Raw genomic sequence first — 17,450 nt, forward strand, 5'->3', positions numbered from 1 at the left:
CTGGTTACGCCGGCGAGAACTTGAGCGCCAGCTTCTGGATTGTAGGACGCACCAACAGTGTCAGTGTAAGTCTGGGCAACGAAAACCTTGTTATTGATGGTTTGTTGGTCCAGAGCACCCAGGTTGGTGATCATGGTGGCCAGCAGGGTGTCTGTGGCTACAGTGCCATTCGCCAGAGCATCAACCCAGAACGCTTTACCTTCCGCATCAGCCGAGCGGCCAAGAACGTTGTTGTAGATTTTGTCAACCAGGGCAGCAGAATCCAGGCCAGCATAAGCAGCTTTGTATTCGGCGCTCAGGGTGAAGCCAGTGGCTACAGAAGCGATAGTAGCAGTGCCGTTAGCGATGGCATCGGCCCAGAATTTCTGTCCTTCAGCGTCAGCTGCGCGGCCCAGGTAACCGACGTACAACTGTTGAACTGCTGTGAGTTGAGCTTGAGTTGCCATGTTCAATACTTCTCCAAGAATTAAGTCGATTCGACAGTCAGGCTCTTTTCCCACGGGCCCGTCAGCCCAGCCTGATGCCACTCCCATCAAAGGGAGTGGCCCTTGAGGGGAAACACCTCACGACATGGGTTGTCCGTGTATTTCTGGGATGGACCCACAGGCGTAAAGCTGAGGCAATCCTACACACTTTTCCTATGATCGATCAACACTGTTCCAAAAAACAAATGTTTATGTTTTGATTGTAATTTTTCTCAAAATAAAGCCGTCAAGGTCTAGCCAAGCCCCGAACCAGTCAGCACAGGCAGCCGACCTGTGATGGAGTAGCCCTCCGTTCAGTTACCCAAAACCATCCCCCTGTCGTGGGTCAAGGTTAGCTTTTGGAGTTCAAGTACCTAGGTAAGCACTACTAGTAGGCCCCTGTCATGAGCGCTTGCTGGCCGAGACTTAACCGGTCGTGCCTTAGGGTGGGTCAGTGGAGTTGATCAAGCCTCCTGGCCCTAAGGCAGGTGGAGATCGGAAGCCCTCGTCATTGGAAACCATGATGCGCATTCATTTGCTGCAGAAAGGTCTTTACTGAGTGATCCGGCCATGGGGAAAGTGGTTTTGCGAGATTGCCTCAATGCTGCAGCCTTTTCAGTCGGCGCTCAGTGGCCCGGCTACCGAGGGCACGACGACCATGAATTTCCTGCGCCTGCGAAGGAGGATCCAGTTGGCGGAGATATTCTGGAAGCCATTATTAACTACTTGCTAGAAAAGGGCTTGCGGTAGCACCGGTGCATGATTATCGATGTCACGATCATCCATGCGCATGGCTTGACTAAGAGCAAGGGAGGCGAGCGTGATCGGGGCATGAGTCAGGTGAGGAAGGGAAGTCGTACCAGTGACGTAGCACTCGGTACCTTACTTGGTCTGATGCACCATGCTTTGCGCTTGCCGTCTTGGTTTTTTGGTAGAATCCGGAGCACGGGTCAGCGTCGCATAGGACGATGCTGCCCTGACGCAGCTGCAGGCAACGAGCGCCCAGACAACCATTGATTACCCCGGGACCCTTGTCGCCAATTTATGCTTCACGCAGTGAGCGTCGGAAGTTGAGGGTCGTTGAGTGGGGGCTGAGGCTCCATCTCTGTTCGGGTGTGCAGCCCATATAAAGAAGAGGTAGCTGCCTAAGAACAGCTTGAAAGGGTGACAGTTTGTCAAGATTCCGCCTCGCCTGAACTGGCCGGGAAGGTCGGTGCTTGGGATGAGTCGCAATCCTTTGCTATCGTGGTAGGATTCTAGTTTTATGGCAAAAAGGCTTTGCCTTCGGTGTGGTCAATGCCGTGGGTGGAGTACTGATGTGTGACGCGATCTGTTGAAAGGTGCTGTGCGAAGTTACATCAGCTGGCTCCTGTGCAATTGCTTGGGCAGGGAGTTGAATCGGGAAAGCGTGGACAGTGCAGCCGTTTGGTTGAGCCCGGTGTCTGAGAGCTGCTCGGTGGAGATGGGGGGTATTGATGGCGAGGCTGCTGCGCTGTCCGCTGCAAGTAAGTCGGTGCATGTCGGTGCATATCGCTACGGTGCTGATTTAAGGCAAAGCGTTATGGGGGGGAATGCCGCGCTCTGAAGCGCTTGTCTTAGAATTTTTAGTGGTCTTGACTCAAGCGCCGACAGTCCAGTCCCGGCGCGCTATCCCCCAGGCGCTGCCCCCCCCCCTCCCAGCAAAAACTACCCGCTAACCAGCGCAAGCTTTTTCTGAGTCGAGCACTTCGGCCAACAGATGTATACTCCGTCACCGAACATTTGTGTGCGCGGCAGGAATAGCCCGCGCCGGTCTAATAATCACGCATGCCCGCACGGCACTATCGGAGTTGGTTAAGTCGCATGAAAGCAATCGTCACTGGGATCACTGGTCAAGACGGCGCCTACCTGGCGGAACTGCTGCTGGAAAAGGGCTATACGGTCTATGGCACCTACCGTCGCACCAGCTCGGTCAACTTCTGGCGCATTGAGGAACTGGGGATCCACACCAACCCCAACCTGCACCTGGTCGAGTACGACCTCACCGACCTGTCTGCCAGCATCCGCCTGCTGCAAACCACCGAAGCCACCGAGGTGTACAACCTCGCTGCGCAAAGCTTCGTTGGCGTGTCGTTCGAACAGCCGCTGACCACCGCCGAAATCACCGGCCTGGGCGCGGTCAACCTGCTCGAAGCCATCCGTATCGTCAACCCGAAAGTGCGCTTCTACCAGGCCTCCACCTCCGAAATGTTCGGCAAGGTGCAGGAAATCCCGCAGGTAGAAACCACCCCGTTCTACCCGCGCAGCCCTTACGGCGTGGCCAAGCTGTACGCTCACTGGATGACCATCAACTACCGTGAGTCGTACAACATCTTCGCCACCAGCGGCATCCTGTTCAACCACGAGTCGCCCCTGCGCGGCCGTGAGTTCGTGACCCGCAAGATCACCGATTCGGTAGCCAAGATCAAACTCGGCCTGCTCGACAAGCTGGAACTGGGCAACCTCGACGCCAAGCGCGACTGGGGCTTTGCCAAGGAATACGTCGAAGGCATGTGGCGCATGCTGCAGGCTGAGGTGCCAGACACCTTCGTACTGGCCACCAACCGTACCGAAACCGTTCGTGACTTCGTTACCATGGCCTTCAAGGCCGCCGGCATCGAAATCAACTGGAGCGGCAAGGACGAGGCAGAGCAGGGTACCTGCGCCGCTTCCGGCAAGGTGCTGGTCGTGATCAACCCGAAATTCTACCGCCCTGCCGAAGTGGAGCTGCTGATTGGCAACCCGGCCAAGGCCAAGGAAGTACTGGGTTGGGAGCCAAAAACCAGCCTGGAAGAGCTGTGCCGCATGATGGTCGAAGCCGACCTGCGTCGTAACGAAAAAGGGTTCTCGTTCTGATGCAAATGGCCAGTAAACGCGCGCTTATCACAGGGATTCAGGGTTTCACCGGCCGCTACATGGCGGCCGAGTTGCGAGCCAGTGGCTATGAAGTAGTCGGTACGGGCAGCCAGGTGCTGGATGCCCCGGACTACCACCAGGTCGACCTTACCGACGGCCCGGGCCTGCGTGCGTTGCTGGCCGAAGTGCAGCCGGATGTCATCGTGCATCTGGCTGCCATTGCGTTTGTCGGGCACGGCGCAGCCGATGCGTTCTACCAGGTCAACCTGGTAGGCACGCGCAACCTGCTCGAAGCCATCGCAGCCTGCGGCAAGGCACCGGACTGTGTGCTGATTGCCAGCAGTGCCAACGTATATGGCAATGTTTCCGAAGGGATGCTGGGCGAGCAGACGCCGCCGGCGCCCGCCAATGATTACGCGGTCAGCAAACTGGCCATGGAATACATGGCGCGGTTGTGGTTCGACCGCCTGCCAATCGTCATCACGCGGCCCTTCAATTACACCGGTGTTGGGCAGGCAGAAAACTTCCTGCTGCCCAAGATCGTTTCGCACTTCAGCCGCAAAGCAGGCACCATCGAACTGGGCAACCTCGACGTATGGCGCGATTTCAGCGACGTGCGTGCGGTGGTGCAGGCTTACCGAGGGCTGATCGAAGCGCGCCCGCTGGGGCAGACGGTGAACGTCAGCTCCGGGCAAACCCATTCGCTGCGCGAAGTCATCGCCAAGTGCTCGGCCATTACCGGGCACCAGATCGACGTGCAGGTGAACCCGGCCTTTGTGCGCGCCAACGAGGTCAAGACCTTGTGCGGCGACAACAGCCTGCTGCGTAGCCTGGTACCCGGCTGGCAAACCCCGACACTGGATGAAACCCTGAGTTGGATGCTTGCGGGTAAATGAAGCTCATTCTTTCCGTCGAGCCGATCCGCTTCCCGCTGACCGGCATTGGTCGCTATACCTACGAACTGGCGTCGCGGCTGCAGAAAAGTAGCGAGATCGCCGACCTGCAGCTGTTTGCCGGGCGGCGCTTCCTGCCAGGCCTGCCACAGCCTTCGGACCAGTCCGATGCCGTGCATGGCCTCAAGCGTTTCGTGCAGAAGAACGCCTTGGCGGTCGAAGCGTATCGCCGGCTGATGCCCTTTTTGCGCAAGCGGGCCTTGCAGGGCTATGAAGAATTCATCTACCACAGCCCCAATTACTACCTGCCGCCGTTCGCCGGCCGCAGTGTGGCGACCTTCCACGACTTGTCACCGTTCACCTGGGCGCACTGCCATGCGCCGCAGATTGCGCGTTACCTGCAAAAAGAGCTCATGCTTACGCTGGAGCGCGCCGATGCGTTGATCACCGATTCGCATTACACCCGCAAGGAGCTGGCCGATTACTTTGCCTGGCCCATCGAGCGCATCCATGCAGTGCCGCTGGCCAGCTCGCCAGAGTTCTACCCGCGTAGCCCCGAAATGCTCCGCGAAACCCTTGCCCGTCATGGCCTGGAGCCAGGCGGTTACAGCCTGTTCGTGGGCACCATCGAGCCGCGCAAGAACATCGAAACCTTGCTGGATGCCTACGGCAGGTTGCCGCTGGCGCTGCGCCAGCGCTGGCCGCTGATGCTCACCGGCTACCACGGTTGGCGCAGCGAAGCGATCCACGCCCGCATCGCCCAGGCGCAGCAGCAGGGCTGGGCCCGTTACCTGGGTTTCGCTGCCGCCCAAGACCTGCCGTTGCTGTTTGCCGGGGCCCGGTTGTTCGCCTTCCCCTCGCATTACGAAGGGTTTGGTTTGCCCGTGCTCGAAGCCATGAGCTCCGGGGTGCCAGTGGTGTGTTCCAACAGCTCGTCGCTGCCTGAAGTGGCAGGCCAGGCCGCCTTGATGTGCGCGCCCGATGACGTGGACGGCCTGACGGCGCTGTTGCAGCGCGGGCTTGAAGATCAAGCCTGGCGCGCGGCCGCCGTAGAGCAGGGGCTGCGCCATGCCGGCGGGTTTTCGTGGGAGCGCTGCACGCAGGCCACCCTCGAGGTGTACCGCAAAGTCAGGGAAGGGCAATGATCAAGGTTCTGCATTTTTTCAAAACTTACTACCCCGACTCCATGGGCGGTATCGAGCAGGTCATTTTCCAGATCGCCGAAGGTTGCCGAGCCGAGGGTATCGATTCGCAAGTGCTCTACCTCAGCAACCGCGGGGCGGCGCGCAACCAGCCGGTGGCCAACCACCTGGCCCACCGTGCCAAGCTTGACCTGCACCTGGCCTCTACCGGCTTCTCGCTGTCTGCGCTCAAAGACTTCACCGAGCTGGCCAGGCAGGCGGATATCGTGCATTACCATTTCCCCTGGCCGTACATGGACCTTGTGCATTTCATGGCGCGGGTGAACAAGCCGTCTGTGGTGAGCTACCACTCGGATATCGTCAAGCAGAAGTGGTTGCTCAAACTCTACCAGCCGTTGATGCACCAGTTTTTCCAGAGCGTGGACCGGGTTGTCGCCTCATCGCCCAACTATGCCGCGCATAGCCCGGTGCTGACGCGCTTCAAAGACAAGGTTGCGATCATCCCCTATGGCCTGGACCGGTCGACCTACCCCAAGGCATCGGCGCAAAAGCTGGCGTACTGGCGCGCGCGCTTGGGTGAGCGGTTTTTCCTGTTCGTCGGTGCGTTGCGCTACTACAAGGGCCTGGACTATTTGCTGCAGGCCGCAAATCTCAATGGCTTGCCAGTGGCGATCATGGGCGGGGGCTTCCTTGAAGGGCAGCTCAAGCAGCAGGCAGCCGAACTGGGTTTGGAAAATGTGCACTTTCTCGGCGGGCTGCCCGATGAAGACAAAGCCGCGCTGCTGGAGCTGTGCTACGGCTTCGTGTTCCCGTCGCACCTGCGCTCCGAGTCGTTCGGCATTTCGCTGCTGGAGGCGGCCATGTATGGCAAGCCGCTGATTTCCTGTGAAATGGGCTCGGGTACCACGTTCATCAACCTGGCCGATCAGACCGGGCTGGTGGTGCCGCCCCGGGATGCCACGGCGCTCGCACAGGCCATGCAGCGCCTGTGGGACGCCCCAGTCATGGCCCAGGCCATGGGGGCCAAGGCGTTGCAGCGCTATGAAGAGGTGTTTACCGCGCCTTTGATGGCCGCCTCTTACGCCGAACTTTACCGTAGCCTGTTACAAGGCAGGCAAGGCCACGCCTGATTCCCAGGGGGCCGGCTGCACGTGCACTAATGTTACGCCTGCGGGCTGGATGTTCACTCATGGATAGACAAACCATTCTTGTCACCGGCGCCAGCGGTTTTGTCGGCAGCGCGCTCTGCCGCAGGCTGGCTTCAATAGGCGTGTACGCCCCTCGGGCGGCTTTGCGCCATACTGGGACGGGGCCGGCGGACATACCGGCGGTCACTGTAGGCGACCTGGCCGCCACGACCGATTGGCGTGAAGCCTTGGCCGGCGTCGATGCCGTGGTGCACGCCGCCGCGCGCGTGCATGTGATGAAAGAAACTGCCGCCGACAGCCTGGCCGCGTTCCGGCGGGTCAATGTCGAGGGCACGCTCAACCTCGCCCGGCAAGCAGCAGCGGCAGGCGTACGGCGCTTCGTGTTCATCAGCTCGGTCAAGGTCAACGGTGAGGCCAGTATTGCGGGCCAGCCCCTGCGCGCCGATGACGCGGCCATGCCGCTGGATGCCTACGGCATTTCCAAACATGAAGCGGAGCAGGCGTTGTGCCAGCTAGCCTTGGCCACCGGCATGGAGGTTGTGATTATCCGGCCGGTGCTGGTCTATGGCCCTGGGGTCAAAGCCAACTTCTACAGCATGATGCGCTGGGTGCAGCGCGGGGTGCCTTTGCCGCTGGGGGCTGTCGACAACCGGCGTAGCCTGGTCTCGGTGCAAAACCTCGTGGATCTTGTGGTTACCTGCATCGATCACCCACAGGCCCGTAACCAGACCTTCATGGCCAGCGATGGTGAGGATGTTTCCTTGAGCGAGCTCTTGCGTGCCCTGGGGCGTGCGCTCGGCCGCCCGGCGCGGCTGTTGCCGGTGCCCCCGGCCTTGCTCCAGCGCGCCGCCAATCTGCTCGGCCGGCACGACCTGGCCCAGCGTTTGCTCGGGTCGTTGCAGGTGGACATTGCCAAGAATCAGCAGCTGCTGGGCTGGCGCCCCCCGTTCACCTTGCAGCAGGGGCTTGACGCCACCGCCCGCTCTTTTCTGGAAACCCACCGCCCATGATCTGGCTGATTATCGCTGCTGGTCTCATTTCCCTAGCCCTGACCGCAGGGCTTCGGCGTTACGCGCTGGCGCGCAGCTTGCTGGACATCCCCAATGCGCGCAGTTCGCACACCTTGCCCACGCCACGCGGTGGCGGCCTGGCGTTTGTCATCACATTCCTGGCCGCCCTGCTGGTGCTGGGGTGGAGCGGGGTGGTCGCGGTCGGGTTGCTGGTCGGCCTGCTCGGGGCTGGGGGGCTGGTTGCGCTGATCGGCTTCATGGATGACCACGGGCACATCGCCGCACGCTGGCGCTTGCTCGGCCACTTTGTGGCGGCCGGCTGGGGGTTGTACTGGTTGGGGGGCATGCCTGCCATCACGCTGTTCGGCCTGCCGCTGGGCATTGCCTGGCTAGGCGCCATCCTCGCCGCGTTGTACCTGGTCTGGTTGCTGAACCTCTACAACTTCATGGATGGCATCGACGGTATTGCCAGTATCGAGGCCATTTGCGTGTGCCTGGGCGGTTGCCTGCTCTACGCGATTACCGGCAACCCACAGGCGATCGCTTTGCCCTTGCTGCTGGCAGCGACGGTGGCGGGCTTCCTGGCCTGGAACTTCCCCCCGGCGCGCATATTCATGGGCGATGCCGGCAGTGGTTTCCTGGGTATCGTGCTGGGCCTGCTGGCATTGCAGGCAGCCTGGATAAACCCGCTATTATTCTGGGGGTGGTTAATACTTATGGGTGTGTTCGTGGTGGATGCCACGTTCACATTGGGGCGGCGCCTGTTGCGGGGCGAAAAAGTCTATGAAGCCCATCGCAGCCATGCCTACCAGTATGCGTCGCGGCAATACGGCAGCCATCTGCCCGTCAGCCTGGCGGTGGCGGCCATCAATATCGGCTGGTTGCTGCCCGTGGCTGCAGCCGTGCTGCTGTTCAAGCTTGATGGCGCGACGGGAACCTTGATTGCCTACGCGCCTCTTACACTGCTGGCGATCAAGTATCGCGCAGGCAAACGCGAATAACATGGCCAGAATGGACTGGGGCATATGTGGCTTAGGAGAACCGGATGAGTGACGCGAACAAAGACAGGGTGCGCCAGTACCTGGTGAACCTGTCCCGGCGTCAGAAGCGCCTGATACAGGTGTGCACCGACGTCGTGCTTATCTGGTTTGCACTGTGGCTGTCGTTCATCGTGCGCCTGGGCATCGATGAAATGTACAACCCCATCATCGAACACACTTGGCTGTTCCTGGCTGCGCCGGTCGTGGCCATTCCGCTGTTCATCCGCTTTGGCATGTACCGCGCGGTGATGCGCTACTTCGGCAATGATGCGCTGGTTGCCATCATCAAGGCGGTCACCTTGTCCTCCTTGATACTGGCTGTGGTGGTCTATTGGTACAGCAACCATCAGGTCATCGTGCCGCGTTCGATCATTTTCAATTACTGGTGGCTGAGCCTGGTCATCATGGGCGGCTTGCGCCTGATCATGCGCCAGTACTTCCTGGGCGACTGGTTCAGCGGTGCTCATCAAATCCCCTTTACCAACCGCGATGATGGCCAGGTCAAAGTTGCCATTTACGGCGCAGGCACGGCCGGCAACCAGTTGCTGGCGGCATTGCGCATGGGGCGTGTGATGCGCCCCGTGGCCTTCATCGACGATGACGGCGACCTGGCCAACCGGGTCATTTCCGGCCTGCAGGTGTACAAGCCCAAGCACCTTGAACAGATGATCAAAGAAACCGGCGCCCAGGAAATCCTCCTGGCGCTGCCAACCGCTTCACGTGCGCGGCGCAAAGAGATCCTCGCCTTCCTCGAACCGTACCCGTTGCATGTGCGCAGTGTGCCGGCGTTTGCCGACCTGGCCAGTGGCCGGGTAAAGGTCGATGACATCCAGGATGTCGACATTGCCGACTTGCTGGGCCGCGACCCGGTGCCGGCGCAGGATGAACTGCTTTGGCGCTGCAACAAGAAGCGTACCGTGCTGGTGACCGGCGCGGGCGGCTCGATCGGCTCCGAGCTGTGCCGGCAGATCATCGGGCTGGAGCCCAAGACCCTGCTGCTGTTCGATCACAGCGAATTCAACCTGTACAGCATCCTCACCGAGCTTGAGCAACGCATTACGCGCGAGTCGCTGGCGGTGCAGTTGTTGCCGATTCTGGGCTCGGTGCGTAACCAGCAGCACCTGGCCGATGTGATGAGCACCTGGCGGGTAGACACCGTGTATCACGCGGCGGCCTACAAGCACGTGCCAATGGTCGAGCACAACGTGGCCGAAGGCATTCTCAACAATGTGTTCGGCACGCTGTGCACGGCGCAGGCCGCGCTGCAGACGGGCGTGGCCAACTTTGTGCTGATCTCCACCGACAAGGCCGTGCGCCCGACCAACGTGATGGGTAGCTCCAAGCGGTTGTCCGAGTTGATCCTGCAGGCGCTGAGCCGCGAAGCGGCGCCGGTGATGTATGGCGACAGCAGCAAAATTTCCCGGGTGAACAAAACCCGCTTCACCATGGTGCGCTTCGGCAATGTGCTGGGCTCTTCCGGTTCTGTGATTCCGTTGTTCCATCAGCAGATCAAAGCCGGTGGCCCGCTGACGGTGACCCACCCCAAGATCACCCGCTATTTCATGACCATCCCCGAGGCTGCGCAGCTGGTGGTGCAGGCGGGGGCCATGGGGCAGGGCGGCGATGTGTTCGTGCTGGACATGGGCGAGCCGGTAAAAATCGTCGAGCTGGCAGAAAAGATGGTCCACCTGTCGGGCTTCAGTGTGCGCAGCCCGGATAACCCGCACGGTGACATTGCCATCGAGTTCAGCGGGCTACGGCCCGGCGAGAAGCTTTATGAAGAGTTGCTGATTGGCGATGACGTCTCCCCAACGGCGCACCCGATGATCATGGCGGCCAACGAAGACTTCATCGGCTGGGACGTATTGCGCGAGCGCTTGGCCATGCTGTTCAAGGCCGTGGCCGAAGATGACTTCACCCGCGTGCGGCAACTGCTGCGCGAACTGGTCAGCGGCTACTCGCCAGAGGGTGACATTGTCGACTGGGTTTACCAGCAGCAGCGCCGGGACCGCTAGCCCTGGCCTTGCTCTTTCAACGCGCTGGGCGCCTTCCTACAGCTGACGCCATTGTGTGCTGTCAGCTGTTGAATTTGGTAACCAATCGGTTGATCAGCGTGCTTTCTCAGTGGCCTTCGAGGCGTTAGTTTTACCGGGCAGCCAAGGAAACGCTGCCTTGTAAACTTTCTCGAAGGAGTGTCCGCAATGCGTAATACCGTTCTTTCCTACCTGTTCCTGCCACTGTTCGCTGGGCTTTCCATGGCGGCCAGCGCCGCGCCGGCGGCCAACGCAATGATGGCCCAGCCGGCACCTGTGGTGGCTCAAGCGGCGGCCGCAGCTGGCCGGCTGAACTTGAACAGTGCAGATGCAATCACCTTGCAGCAGGGGCTCAACGGCATCGGCAAGGCCAAGGCTGAAGCGATCGTCGCCTACCGGGATGCCCACGGGCCGTTCGCGTCGGTGGACGAGTTACTGGAAATCAAAGGCATCGGCAATGCGCTGCTCGAGCGCAATCGCGACAAGTTGACGGTGGAGTAGGGGCGTGGGCTTCCGCTAGCTCGTCCTGAATATGCTAGCGCCCTTGAGTTCGAGCGCCGCCCGCGCGGCGCTCGGTCCATAGCCCAGCCCTAGCGGTCCTGCGCATCCTTGGCATCCGCCTCGGCATTGCGCTCGTGAACCTTCTTCAACTGCTCATCGGTCAAGGGCAGCTTCTTCGCCGTATCGCGCAACATCATCAGCCCGCCCACGATCGAGCCAAGGGCTAAGATGAGTATCAGCCAGGCGTACCAAGGCATGGGGTTATCTCCTGTGATCGCACACAACGTGGCGTGTATGCATGTTGAGCAATGGCCGTATTCGTTGGTTCAATTATAGGAGCCGGGCGTGGCCTGGCCAAATCTCGTGACCCGCGGGCCCCAAAGCCTGGGCCACTTCGTTTACAATGCGCGCCGTTTACGACTTGCCAAGAGACCCCGACCATGTCCGCCTGCCAGACGCCCCTGATCGTCGCCCTGGATTTCCCCACCCGTGACGCCGCCCTGAAACTGGCCGACCAGCTCGACCCTGCCCTGTGCCGGGTTAAAGTTGGCAAGGAGCTGTTCACCAGCAGCGCGTCCGGCATTGTCGAGTCCCTGTGCGCGAAGGGCTTCGAGGTGTTCCTGGACCTCAAGTTCCACGATATCCCCAACACCACCGCCATGGCCGTGAAGGCTGCCGCCGAAATGGGCGTGTGGATGGTAAACGTGCACTGCTCCGGCGGCCTGCGCATGATGTCGGCCTGCCGCGAAGTGCTGGCCAAGCGCAGCGGCCCGCAGCCACTGCTCATCGGCGTGACCGTGCTGACCAGCATGGAGCGTGAAGACCTGGCCGGCATCGGCCTGGACATCGAACCGCAAGAGCAGGTGCTGCGCCTGGCGGCGCTGGCCGAGAAGGCCGGCATGGACGGGCTGGTGTGCTCGGCACTGGAAGCGCCGGCGCTCAAGGCTGCGCACCCGTCGCTGCAGTTGGTAACCCCGGGCATTCGCCCCGCTGGCAGCGCGCAAGATGACCAACGCCGCATTCTGACCCCGCGCCAGGCTTTGGATGCCGGCTCGGATTACCTGGTGATCGGCCGCCCGATCAGCCAGGCGGCAGACCCCGCCCAAGCCTTGGCAGCAGTGGTGGCTGAGATCCGCAGCTGATACCTGCAGCCGCTTCAAAGCAACCTTTTCAACCTGGGTGGCGTTCAGCGAGCCCTACGATCCTTACATTGGAATGCAGGGCTCACACTGAACATTCCCGTTTGCCAGAGGATGCTAGATGTCAATTGATGTGTCGTTACAGTCGCCGGCTCAACGCTGGGCAGGCATGATCACGCGCTATGTGTTGCCGCTGGGCTGGCTGGCGCTGCTGACCGGGATGTTCTGGGCGTGGGACCGCTCGCTGTATCACAAGCTCTTTTACCTGCTGCTTGCCGCGCCCACCTTGATCGTCCTGATCCTGCAGCCACGGCAGGCCAAGGCGTTGTTTGGCAACCCGCTGTTCATTGCCTTCCTGGTGTTCTCTGCCTACACCCTGCTGAGTATTGCCTGGTCCGACACGGAAAACTCGGTCGGCAGCTTGCTCAAGCGGCCGTTGTACATTGCCATGGTGTTGCTGTCGGCCGGCCTCATCAGCTTGCAGTCACCGGCGCAGCTGCACCAGTGTGTGCGCCTGGCTGCCCTGTTTGCCGCAGTGGCCGCTGGTGGTTCGCTGATCTACTTCTTGGGTTGGCAGGCGGCTGAGGGTGGGCGCCTGGATGGCTACGGCGCACTCTATAACCCCTTGCTGACTGCCCATGTGTTCGGCGCGTTCGCTGCCATCTGGCTGGCGACCTGGTTCCAGACACGCGGCGCGCTCAACATCCTGGCACTTGCCTGCCTGGCGGTACTGGGCATGGCCATCCTGGCCACGGGCTCGCGCACGCCGTTGATCGGGCTGGCGGCTGCACTGGGCTGGTTGCTGATCGTGGGTGACCGGCGCCACGGCTTGATCGCAATGGCGGCCGTGGCCCTGGCCTTGGTCGGGGTTGCGGTGTTCTACCCTGAAGCCATCACCCAGCGTGGCGTGTCCTACCGCCCCGAAATCTGGATGGAATCGCTGCGTCAGATCGGTGAGCACCCTTGGTTTGGCCATGGTTACGACGCCCCGATGACGGTGATCATTCCAGGCCTTGAGCAGACGCTGGCCGACCCCCACAACATCGAGCTGGGCGTGCTGTATGCCGGTGGGGGCGTGGGCTTGGTGCTCTGGTTGGTGCTCTACGGCCTGGCCATGCGCTTTTGCTGGGCTTACCGCCAGCACCCAGGGGTTACGCTTGCGGCAACCTGGCTGATCTTCGGCTTTGCGTCAGGGCTGACCGAAGGCAGCGCCTTCATGTCACGCCCGAAAGAGCATTGGTTCCTGATCTGGATGCCAATGGCCGTGGTCTACGCCCAGTGGCTGATACACCGGGCCGGTAAAAAGCCCGCTTAAGACCAGAGCAGCCGCCACAGGCCACGCAAGGTCTTTCTGTTCCAGTACTTGAGCGGGATATCAGCCAGGATTTCCCGCGTCAGTTGCTTGTCGCGGTTGGCGTACTTGAGCACCATGGAGTTGCGGAACTTCATGCACACCTGCTCGTACTGCGGGTGGTCTTTGAAGTGGGCGTAGGTTTTGAGCACGTTGTCGACCATGAAGCGGCCGTTCTTGAAGGTGTTGGTCGGGTGGTCGCGGTACTGCGCCAGCACCTCGCCCAGCACGTCGATGAAGTAACCGGCCCGTGCGATCGACAGTTCGATGTACACGTCTTCCAGGCGGATATCGGCATTGAAGCCACCGACCTTCTCCAGGGCCTTGCGGCGCAGCATCAGGGTGGCAGCCATGGGGCCTGGCTTGCGGTCCAGCCACAGGTCGTCGAAGTCCAGGCGGCGGAAGGGCAGGTTGCGTTTGCGCTGTTCGCGCGCGCCCATCACCTTGCCGTCATGGTCGATGGTTTCGATGTTGGCCGAACAGATGCCTACTTCAGGCTTGCCGTGCATGTACTCCACTTGGGTGGCGATACGGTGGGGCAGCATGATGTCGTCGGAGCCAAAAGGCACGATCAGGTCGCCCTTGGCGCGTGCAATCGCGTCGTTCAGGGTTCGCGCCAGGCCTTGGTTGGCCTGGAAGCGCAGATCGAAGCCGTGTTGTGCCTGCAGCCGCTTGAGCACTGCAGGGCTGTCGTCCTTGGAACCATCGTCCACTACTAGAAGTTCGATGTTCTTGTAGGTCTGGTTGACGACGCTGTTGATGCTGGCTTCGATGTAACGCGCGTGATTGTAGGACGCGATGATCACTGTCACCAACGGTGTGTCAGTAACGCCGTGATTCTGAGAAACCATTTCAAACCCCTAGCTTTGATCCATGTCGTGTGACGCTTCTATGCAGACTAGCTGCTCGTTTTCCAAAACGGTGCCAATTCAGCATCTTATGCAGGTCTTTGTCATTCTAAAGGAAGGGGGATGCGAGGGATACTCCAGGCATGGTGGAGCAGGGTGCGATGGATACGGAGAGGCATATATCCACTCGTTGATTCAGAAGGTTCCTACGAATCAGGACTGGTGGCGCCCAGTCTGAGGAAATACCCTACACGTTCTGTCGACACGCGTCTGATTGTTCCTGGAAACACTGCCCTTTAGGCTTTATGGGTCGCTGATGTTCAGCGATGCGGGTGTGGAAACCCGGCAATCTTCAAGTGTCTGTCGTAATGGCAGCTGTATGCGGGAGGCCGTCAGGCCTACCGGGGTTCCTTGAAGACCGGATTTCCACCCCGTGTACAGTTGCCGCCTTTCGTGTGGAAACGGCGGTGGCAGCTCCTGAAATCTTCAAGGAATTGCTATGAAAAAAATCGTCCCCGATCCACCCCATAATTTCGACCTTCCCTCCGACAAGACCCTCTCCAGCGCCATCAGCGAGCGCATCGTGCCGATCGATCACGTGGTCATGAACGTCACCCATTACCTGATGCTGGCCTACAACCACTGCCACATGGCCCTCTACGCGATCGAGGATGAGGCCACCCGTGAGTTGATGGTAAACGGGCTGCGGGCCATGCAGATTGCCTGGGGTCAGTCGGATGCGCTGTCGCTGGCCTTGGAACGTACTAACGGCCTGCATTGAGGGGAATACGGCAATGACTACAGACGTTACCCATGTCACAGCAGGTGTGACCACGTTTTTTCAGGGTGAGCACCAGAGCCATCCCTTGTTCCGCATCGAGCCGGGTATACCTTGCCAGGATGCCCGTGAGCAGGCTTCGGAGTTGATGGGGTATGTGCGCGAGCTGACCATCGTTGGGCTGATGGATGAGAAGCCGATGATGATCTGGGCTTCGCATTACCTGAGCGCGATGGCCAAGGCGCTGATGGATGATGCTGAGTTGGGGATGAGGGGCTGAGGCTGCCTGTCACAGAATCTTCGGGCACTCGGTTTCCGTCACGCCGCAATACCCAAGCCAAACCCTGAATCCCAACAAAAAGGGCCGGTACACTCGCGCGTACCGGCCCATTCAAATCACGTAAAAGCGACTCAACCAATAACCAGCGGCGGGAACGACTTCACCAGGTCATCCAGCGCTTTGATCTGCGCCAAGAACGGCTCCAGCTTGTCCAGCGGCAGGGCGCTTGGGCCGTCGCACTTGGCCTGGTCCGGGTTCGGGTGGGCTTCCAGGAACAGGCCAGCCAGGCCAACGCCCATGCCGGCACGGGCCAGGTCAACCACCTGCTCACGGCGGCCACCAGAAGCAGCACCCGAAGGGTCACGGTTCTGCAGGGCGTGGGTTACGTCGAAAATGATCGGCAGGTCATCGCAGGTGCGCTTCATCACACCAAAGCCCAGCATGTCCACAACCAGGTTGTCGTAGCCCATGCAGGTACCGCGGTCGCACAGGATCAACTGGTCGTTACCTGCTTCCTTGAACTTCTGCACTATGTTCTGCATCTGCGAAGGGCTCAGGAACTGCGGCTTCTTGATGTTCACCGGTTTGCCAGTCTTGGCCAGTGCCACCACCAGGTCGGTCTGGCGGGCCAGGAAGGCAGGCAGCTGCAGCACGTCGACCACTTCGGCCACCGGGGCGCACTGGTAGATCTCGTGCACGTCGGTGATGATCGGTACACCGAACTCGGCTTTTACTTTTTCGAAGATGCGCAGGCCTTCTTCCATGCCTGGGCCACGGTAGGAGTGGATCGAGGAACGGTTGGCTTTGTCGAAGCTGGCCTTGAACACATAAGGAATGCCCAGCTTCTCGGTTACCCGCACGTATTCGGCACAGGCGGTAAGGGCCAGGTCCTCGGACTCAAGGACGTTGATACCGCCAAACAGCACGAACGGGGCGGCGTTGGAGCATTCGATGTTCTGGGTGATCTTGATCATTTTCTACTCTATGAAGTCTGGGGTAGCCATGGCGCTCTACCAACGACTTTCGAGTACACCGCTGGTGAAGATTTCGCGGCGCTCCAGGCGCCCGATTTCCTCATGCTTGGCAAGCGCGTACACCCGGTTGAAGGCGGCGCGTTGCACATCAGGGAAGTACTCGGCCAGTGCGTATTCTACCGCAGCATCATAGTCCGCTTCGGTTATATAGCGGTAAATTTCTCGGTAGTAGAAAAAGCCGAACTGAAAACCCAAGGTTTCGCTCGGGTAGGCCGTGGGCCCGGAGAAGCTGTTTTCCAGGTCGATGGCCTGCGCTTGTCCTTTTTCCGGGAGCATGACGTTGGCTGCCCACAGGTCCATGTGCGTGACGCCTTGGCAGTGCAGGGCATGCAGCAGTTCGAACGCTGCCGCGATCACCCCGTGCACGGCCTCTGGCTTTTTGCGCACTTTTGCCAGCCCGTCCTCGTGCCCGCTCAGTAATTCTGTGATGAGGAAAAAGTCCTGCATCAGGCCGAACCGGGAGCGGCTGTAGCCATAGCCGACCAGCCTGGGCACTCGCGCACCGCGCCTGGCTGCTTCGCGGGTGTTGATCAGTTCTTCGAGGGACCAGTCATACATGCCGTTGCGCTTGGGCCGGCCACGCTGCATGCGCAGCTTCTTTTTCAGCGAATCGAGTTTTTCACGTTTGGTGAACAATAGGCTTTGGGGGCATGGGAGCGGTGCGCTTACCCGCTTGGCACTGGCGGTCTGCTCGATCAGTCGTTCGAAAGCTTGCCGGGTGTGTGCGGCAATGGGGGCCTGAAGATGCAGGGTGGTGCTGCGATGGCGCAGGGTATGGGGATACTCGTTTTGCCAGATCTGTGAATCGCCAACCACACCCTCGTTCCTTGTAGTATCAAAGAGCCATACATATTGGCGTTTAATACTACAGTTTTTTCACATCTTTCCTACAAGTTCTTAACGATACTTAACATG

17 protein-coding genes are annotated in these 17,450 nt (G+C 60.1%); 12 read left to right on the plus strand and 5 right to left on the minus strand.

Annotated elements, in window-relative coordinates; genetic code table 11:
- On the minus strand, nucleotides 1-446 hold a 446-nt coding region (locus ACEWE8_RS23925), incomplete at its 3' end, for a DUF4214 domain-containing protein (protein ID WP_395589385.1).
- 1,860 nt (nucleotides 447-2,306) lie between these two features.
- Here ACEWE8_RS23925 and gmd point away from each other — a divergent pair.
- The 8 genes from gmd (at nucleotide 2,307) to ACEWE8_RS23965 (ending at nucleotide 11,105) form a co-directional block, all read left to right on the plus strand.
- Nucleotides 2,307-3,338, plus strand: a complete 1,032-nt coding sequence (gmd, locus tag ACEWE8_RS23930) for a GDP-mannose 4,6-dehydratase (RefSeq protein WP_012313320.1) — start codon at nucleotides 2,307-2,309, stop codon at nucleotides 3,336-3,338.
- Nucleotides 3,338-4,234: a GDP-mannose 4,6-dehydratase gene (locus ACEWE8_RS23935; RefSeq protein ID WP_046786636.1), complete on the plus strand. Its 897-nt coding sequence runs from the start codon at nucleotides 3,338-3,340 to the stop codon at nucleotides 4,232-4,234. The genes gmd and ACEWE8_RS23935 overlap by 1 nt, the downstream gene beginning before the upstream one ends.
- Complete coding sequence (locus ACEWE8_RS23940) at nucleotides 4,231-5,376, plus strand: glycosyltransferase family 1 protein (protein WP_046786635.1); 1,146 nt, start codon at nucleotides 4,231-4,233, stop codon at nucleotides 5,374-5,376. Before ACEWE8_RS23935 ends, ACEWE8_RS23940 begins: the two co-directional genes overlap by 4 nt.
- The gene (locus tag ACEWE8_RS23945) at nucleotides 5,373-6,503 is read left to right on the plus strand and encodes a glycosyltransferase family 4 protein (protein ID WP_046786634.1); all 1,131 of its coding nucleotides are present in this window, start codon (nucleotides 5,373-5,375) and stop codon (nucleotides 6,501-6,503) included. Before ACEWE8_RS23940 ends, ACEWE8_RS23945 begins: the two co-directional genes overlap by 4 nt.
- A 59-nt stretch (nucleotides 6,504-6,562) precedes the next feature.
- Nucleotides 6,563-7,531: an SDR family oxidoreductase gene (locus tag ACEWE8_RS23950; protein WP_046786633.1), complete on the plus strand. Its 969-nt coding sequence runs from the start codon at nucleotides 6,563-6,565 to the stop codon at nucleotides 7,529-7,531.
- Nucleotides 7,528-8,532 carry a glycosyltransferase family 4 protein gene (locus ACEWE8_RS23955; RefSeq protein WP_046786632.1) on the plus strand — a complete coding sequence of 335 codons (1,005 nt, stop codon included), beginning with the start codon at nucleotides 7,528-7,530 and terminating at the stop codon, nucleotides 8,530-8,532. The genes ACEWE8_RS23950 and ACEWE8_RS23955 overlap by 4 nt, the downstream gene beginning before the upstream one ends.
- A 44-nt stretch (nucleotides 8,533-8,576) precedes the next feature.
- On the plus strand, nucleotides 8,577-10,586 hold the full coding sequence (locus tag ACEWE8_RS23960) for a nucleoside-diphosphate sugar epimerase/dehydratase (protein WP_046786631.1): 2,010 nt from the start codon (nucleotides 8,577-8,579) through the stop codon (nucleotides 10,584-10,586).
- A 186-nt stretch (nucleotides 10,587-10,772) separates the two neighbouring features.
- Nucleotides 10,773-11,105 carry a ComEA family DNA-binding protein gene (locus ACEWE8_RS23965; protein ID WP_039602932.1) on the plus strand — a complete coding sequence of 111 codons (333 nt, stop codon included), beginning with the start codon at nucleotides 10,773-10,775 and terminating at the stop codon, nucleotides 11,103-11,105.
- An 89-nt stretch (nucleotides 11,106-11,194) separates the two neighbouring features.
- Here ACEWE8_RS23965 and ACEWE8_RS23970 read toward each other — a convergent pair whose 3' ends face one another.
- Nucleotides 11,195-11,362 (minus strand): DUF2897 family protein, encoded by a 168-nt coding sequence (locus ACEWE8_RS23970; RefSeq protein ID WP_012313328.1) that lies wholly within the window; start codon nucleotides 11,360-11,362, stop codon nucleotides 11,195-11,197.
- A 183-nt stretch (nucleotides 11,363-11,545) separates the two neighbouring features.
- Here ACEWE8_RS23970 and pyrF point away from each other — a divergent pair, with 183 nt between their 5' ends.
- Together pyrF and ACEWE8_RS23980 are read left to right on the plus strand one after the other, a co-directional pair.
- On the plus strand, nucleotides 11,546-12,247 hold the full coding sequence (pyrF, locus tag ACEWE8_RS23975; RefSeq protein ID WP_012313329.1) for an orotidine-5'-phosphate decarboxylase: 702 nt from the start codon (nucleotides 11,546-11,548) through the stop codon (nucleotides 12,245-12,247).
- Nucleotides 12,248-12,365: 118 nt separating this feature from the next.
- Nucleotides 12,366-13,559, plus strand: coding sequence for an O-antigen ligase (locus tag ACEWE8_RS23980; protein ID WP_046786630.1), 1,194 nt, complete (start codon nucleotides 12,366-12,368; stop codon nucleotides 13,557-13,559).
- Here ACEWE8_RS23980 and ACEWE8_RS23985 read toward each other — a convergent pair.
- Nucleotides 13,556-14,446, minus strand: a complete 891-nt coding sequence (locus ACEWE8_RS23985; protein WP_046786629.1) for a glycosyltransferase — start codon at nucleotides 14,444-14,446, stop codon at nucleotides 13,556-13,558. The genes ACEWE8_RS23980 and ACEWE8_RS23985 overlap by 4 nt on opposite strands.
- 496 nt (nucleotides 14,447-14,942) lie before the next feature.
- On the opposite strand from ACEWE8_RS23985, the gene ACEWE8_RS23990 reads away from it, so the two are divergent.
- Both ACEWE8_RS23990 and ACEWE8_RS23995 read left to right on the plus strand, forming a co-directional pair.
- Nucleotides 14,943-15,224, plus strand: a complete 282-nt coding sequence (locus tag ACEWE8_RS23990) for a hypothetical protein (protein ID WP_012313332.1) — start codon at nucleotides 14,943-14,945, stop codon at nucleotides 15,222-15,224.
- Between the two features lie 13 nt (nucleotides 15,225-15,237).
- The gene (locus tag ACEWE8_RS23995; RefSeq protein WP_012313333.1) at nucleotides 15,238-15,501 is read left to right on the plus strand and encodes a DUF3077 domain-containing protein; all 264 of its coding nucleotides are present in this window, start codon (nucleotides 15,238-15,240) and stop codon (nucleotides 15,499-15,501) included.
- A 131-nt stretch (nucleotides 15,502-15,632) separates the two neighbouring features.
- Here ACEWE8_RS23995 and kdsA read toward each other — a convergent pair whose 3' ends face one another.
- A complete protein-coding gene (gene kdsA / locus ACEWE8_RS24000) occupies nucleotides 15,633-16,475 on the minus strand; it encodes a 3-deoxy-8-phosphooctulonate synthase (protein WP_012313334.1) in 843 nt (280 codons plus the stop codon).
- 36 nt (nucleotides 16,476-16,511) lie between these two features.
- Nucleotides 16,512-17,351 (minus strand): lipopolysaccharide kinase InaA family protein, encoded by an 840-nt coding sequence (locus tag ACEWE8_RS24005; RefSeq protein WP_046786628.1) that lies wholly within the window; start codon nucleotides 17,349-17,351, stop codon nucleotides 16,512-16,514.
- Between the last annotated feature and the right edge of the window lie 99 nt (nucleotides 17,352-17,450).

This window comes from Pseudomonas sp. TR47, from assembly GCF_044143025.1.
GTDB classification, from domain to species: domain Bacteria; phylum Pseudomonadota; class Gammaproteobacteria; order Pseudomonadales; family Pseudomonadaceae; genus Aquipseudomonas; species Aquipseudomonas putida_E.

Excerpts from the sequence above, each read along its gene's own strand:
- gmd (WP_012313320.1), top strand. The coding sequence starts at position 2,307 with ATGAAAGCAATCGTCACTGGGATCACTGGTCAAGACGGCGCCTACCTG.
- ACEWE8_RS23935 (WP_046786636.1), top strand. The coding sequence starts at position 3,338 with ATGCAAATGGCCAGTAAACGCGCGCTTATCACAGGGATTCAGGGTTTC.
- ACEWE8_RS23940 (WP_046786635.1), top strand. The coding sequence starts at position 4,231 with ATGAAGCTCATTCTTTCCGTCGAGCCGATCCGCTTCCCGCTGACCGGC.
- ACEWE8_RS23945 (WP_046786634.1), top strand. The coding sequence starts at position 5,373 with ATGATCAAGGTTCTGCATTTTTTCAAAACTTACTACCCCGACTCCATG.
- ACEWE8_RS23950 (WP_046786633.1), top strand. The coding sequence starts at position 6,563 with ATGGATAGACAAACCATTCTTGTCACCGGCGCCAGCGGTTTTGTCGGC.
- ACEWE8_RS23955 (WP_046786632.1), top strand. The coding sequence starts at position 7,528 with ATGATCTGGCTGATTATCGCTGCTGGTCTCATTTCCCTAGCCCTGACC.
- ACEWE8_RS23960 (WP_046786631.1), top strand. The coding sequence starts at position 8,577 with ATGAGTGACGCGAACAAAGACAGGGTGCGCCAGTACCTGGTGAACCTG.
- ACEWE8_RS23965 (WP_039602932.1), top strand. The coding sequence starts at position 10,773 with ATGCGTAATACCGTTCTTTCCTACCTGTTCCTGCCACTGTTCGCTGGG.
- ACEWE8_RS23970 (WP_012313328.1), bottom strand. The coding sequence starts at position 11,362 with ATGCCTTGGTACGCCTGGCTGATACTCATCTTAGCCCTTGGCTCGATC.
- pyrF (WP_012313329.1), top strand. The coding sequence starts at position 11,546 with ATGTCCGCCTGCCAGACGCCCCTGATCGTCGCCCTGGATTTCCCCACC.
- ACEWE8_RS23980 (WP_046786630.1), top strand. The coding sequence starts at position 12,366 with ATGTCAATTGATGTGTCGTTACAGTCGCCGGCTCAACGCTGGGCAGGC.
- ACEWE8_RS23985 (WP_046786629.1), bottom strand. The coding sequence starts at position 14,446 with ATGGTTTCTCAGAATCACGGCGTTACTGACACACCGTTGGTGACAGTG.
- ACEWE8_RS23990 (WP_012313332.1), top strand. The coding sequence starts at position 14,943 with ATGAAAAAAATCGTCCCCGATCCACCCCATAATTTCGACCTTCCCTCC.
- ACEWE8_RS23995 (WP_012313333.1), top strand. The coding sequence starts at position 15,238 with ATGACTACAGACGTTACCCATGTCACAGCAGGTGTGACCACGTTTTTT.
- kdsA (WP_012313334.1), bottom strand. The coding sequence starts at position 16,475 with ATGATCAAGATCACCCAGAACATCGAATGCTCCAACGCCGCCCCGTTC.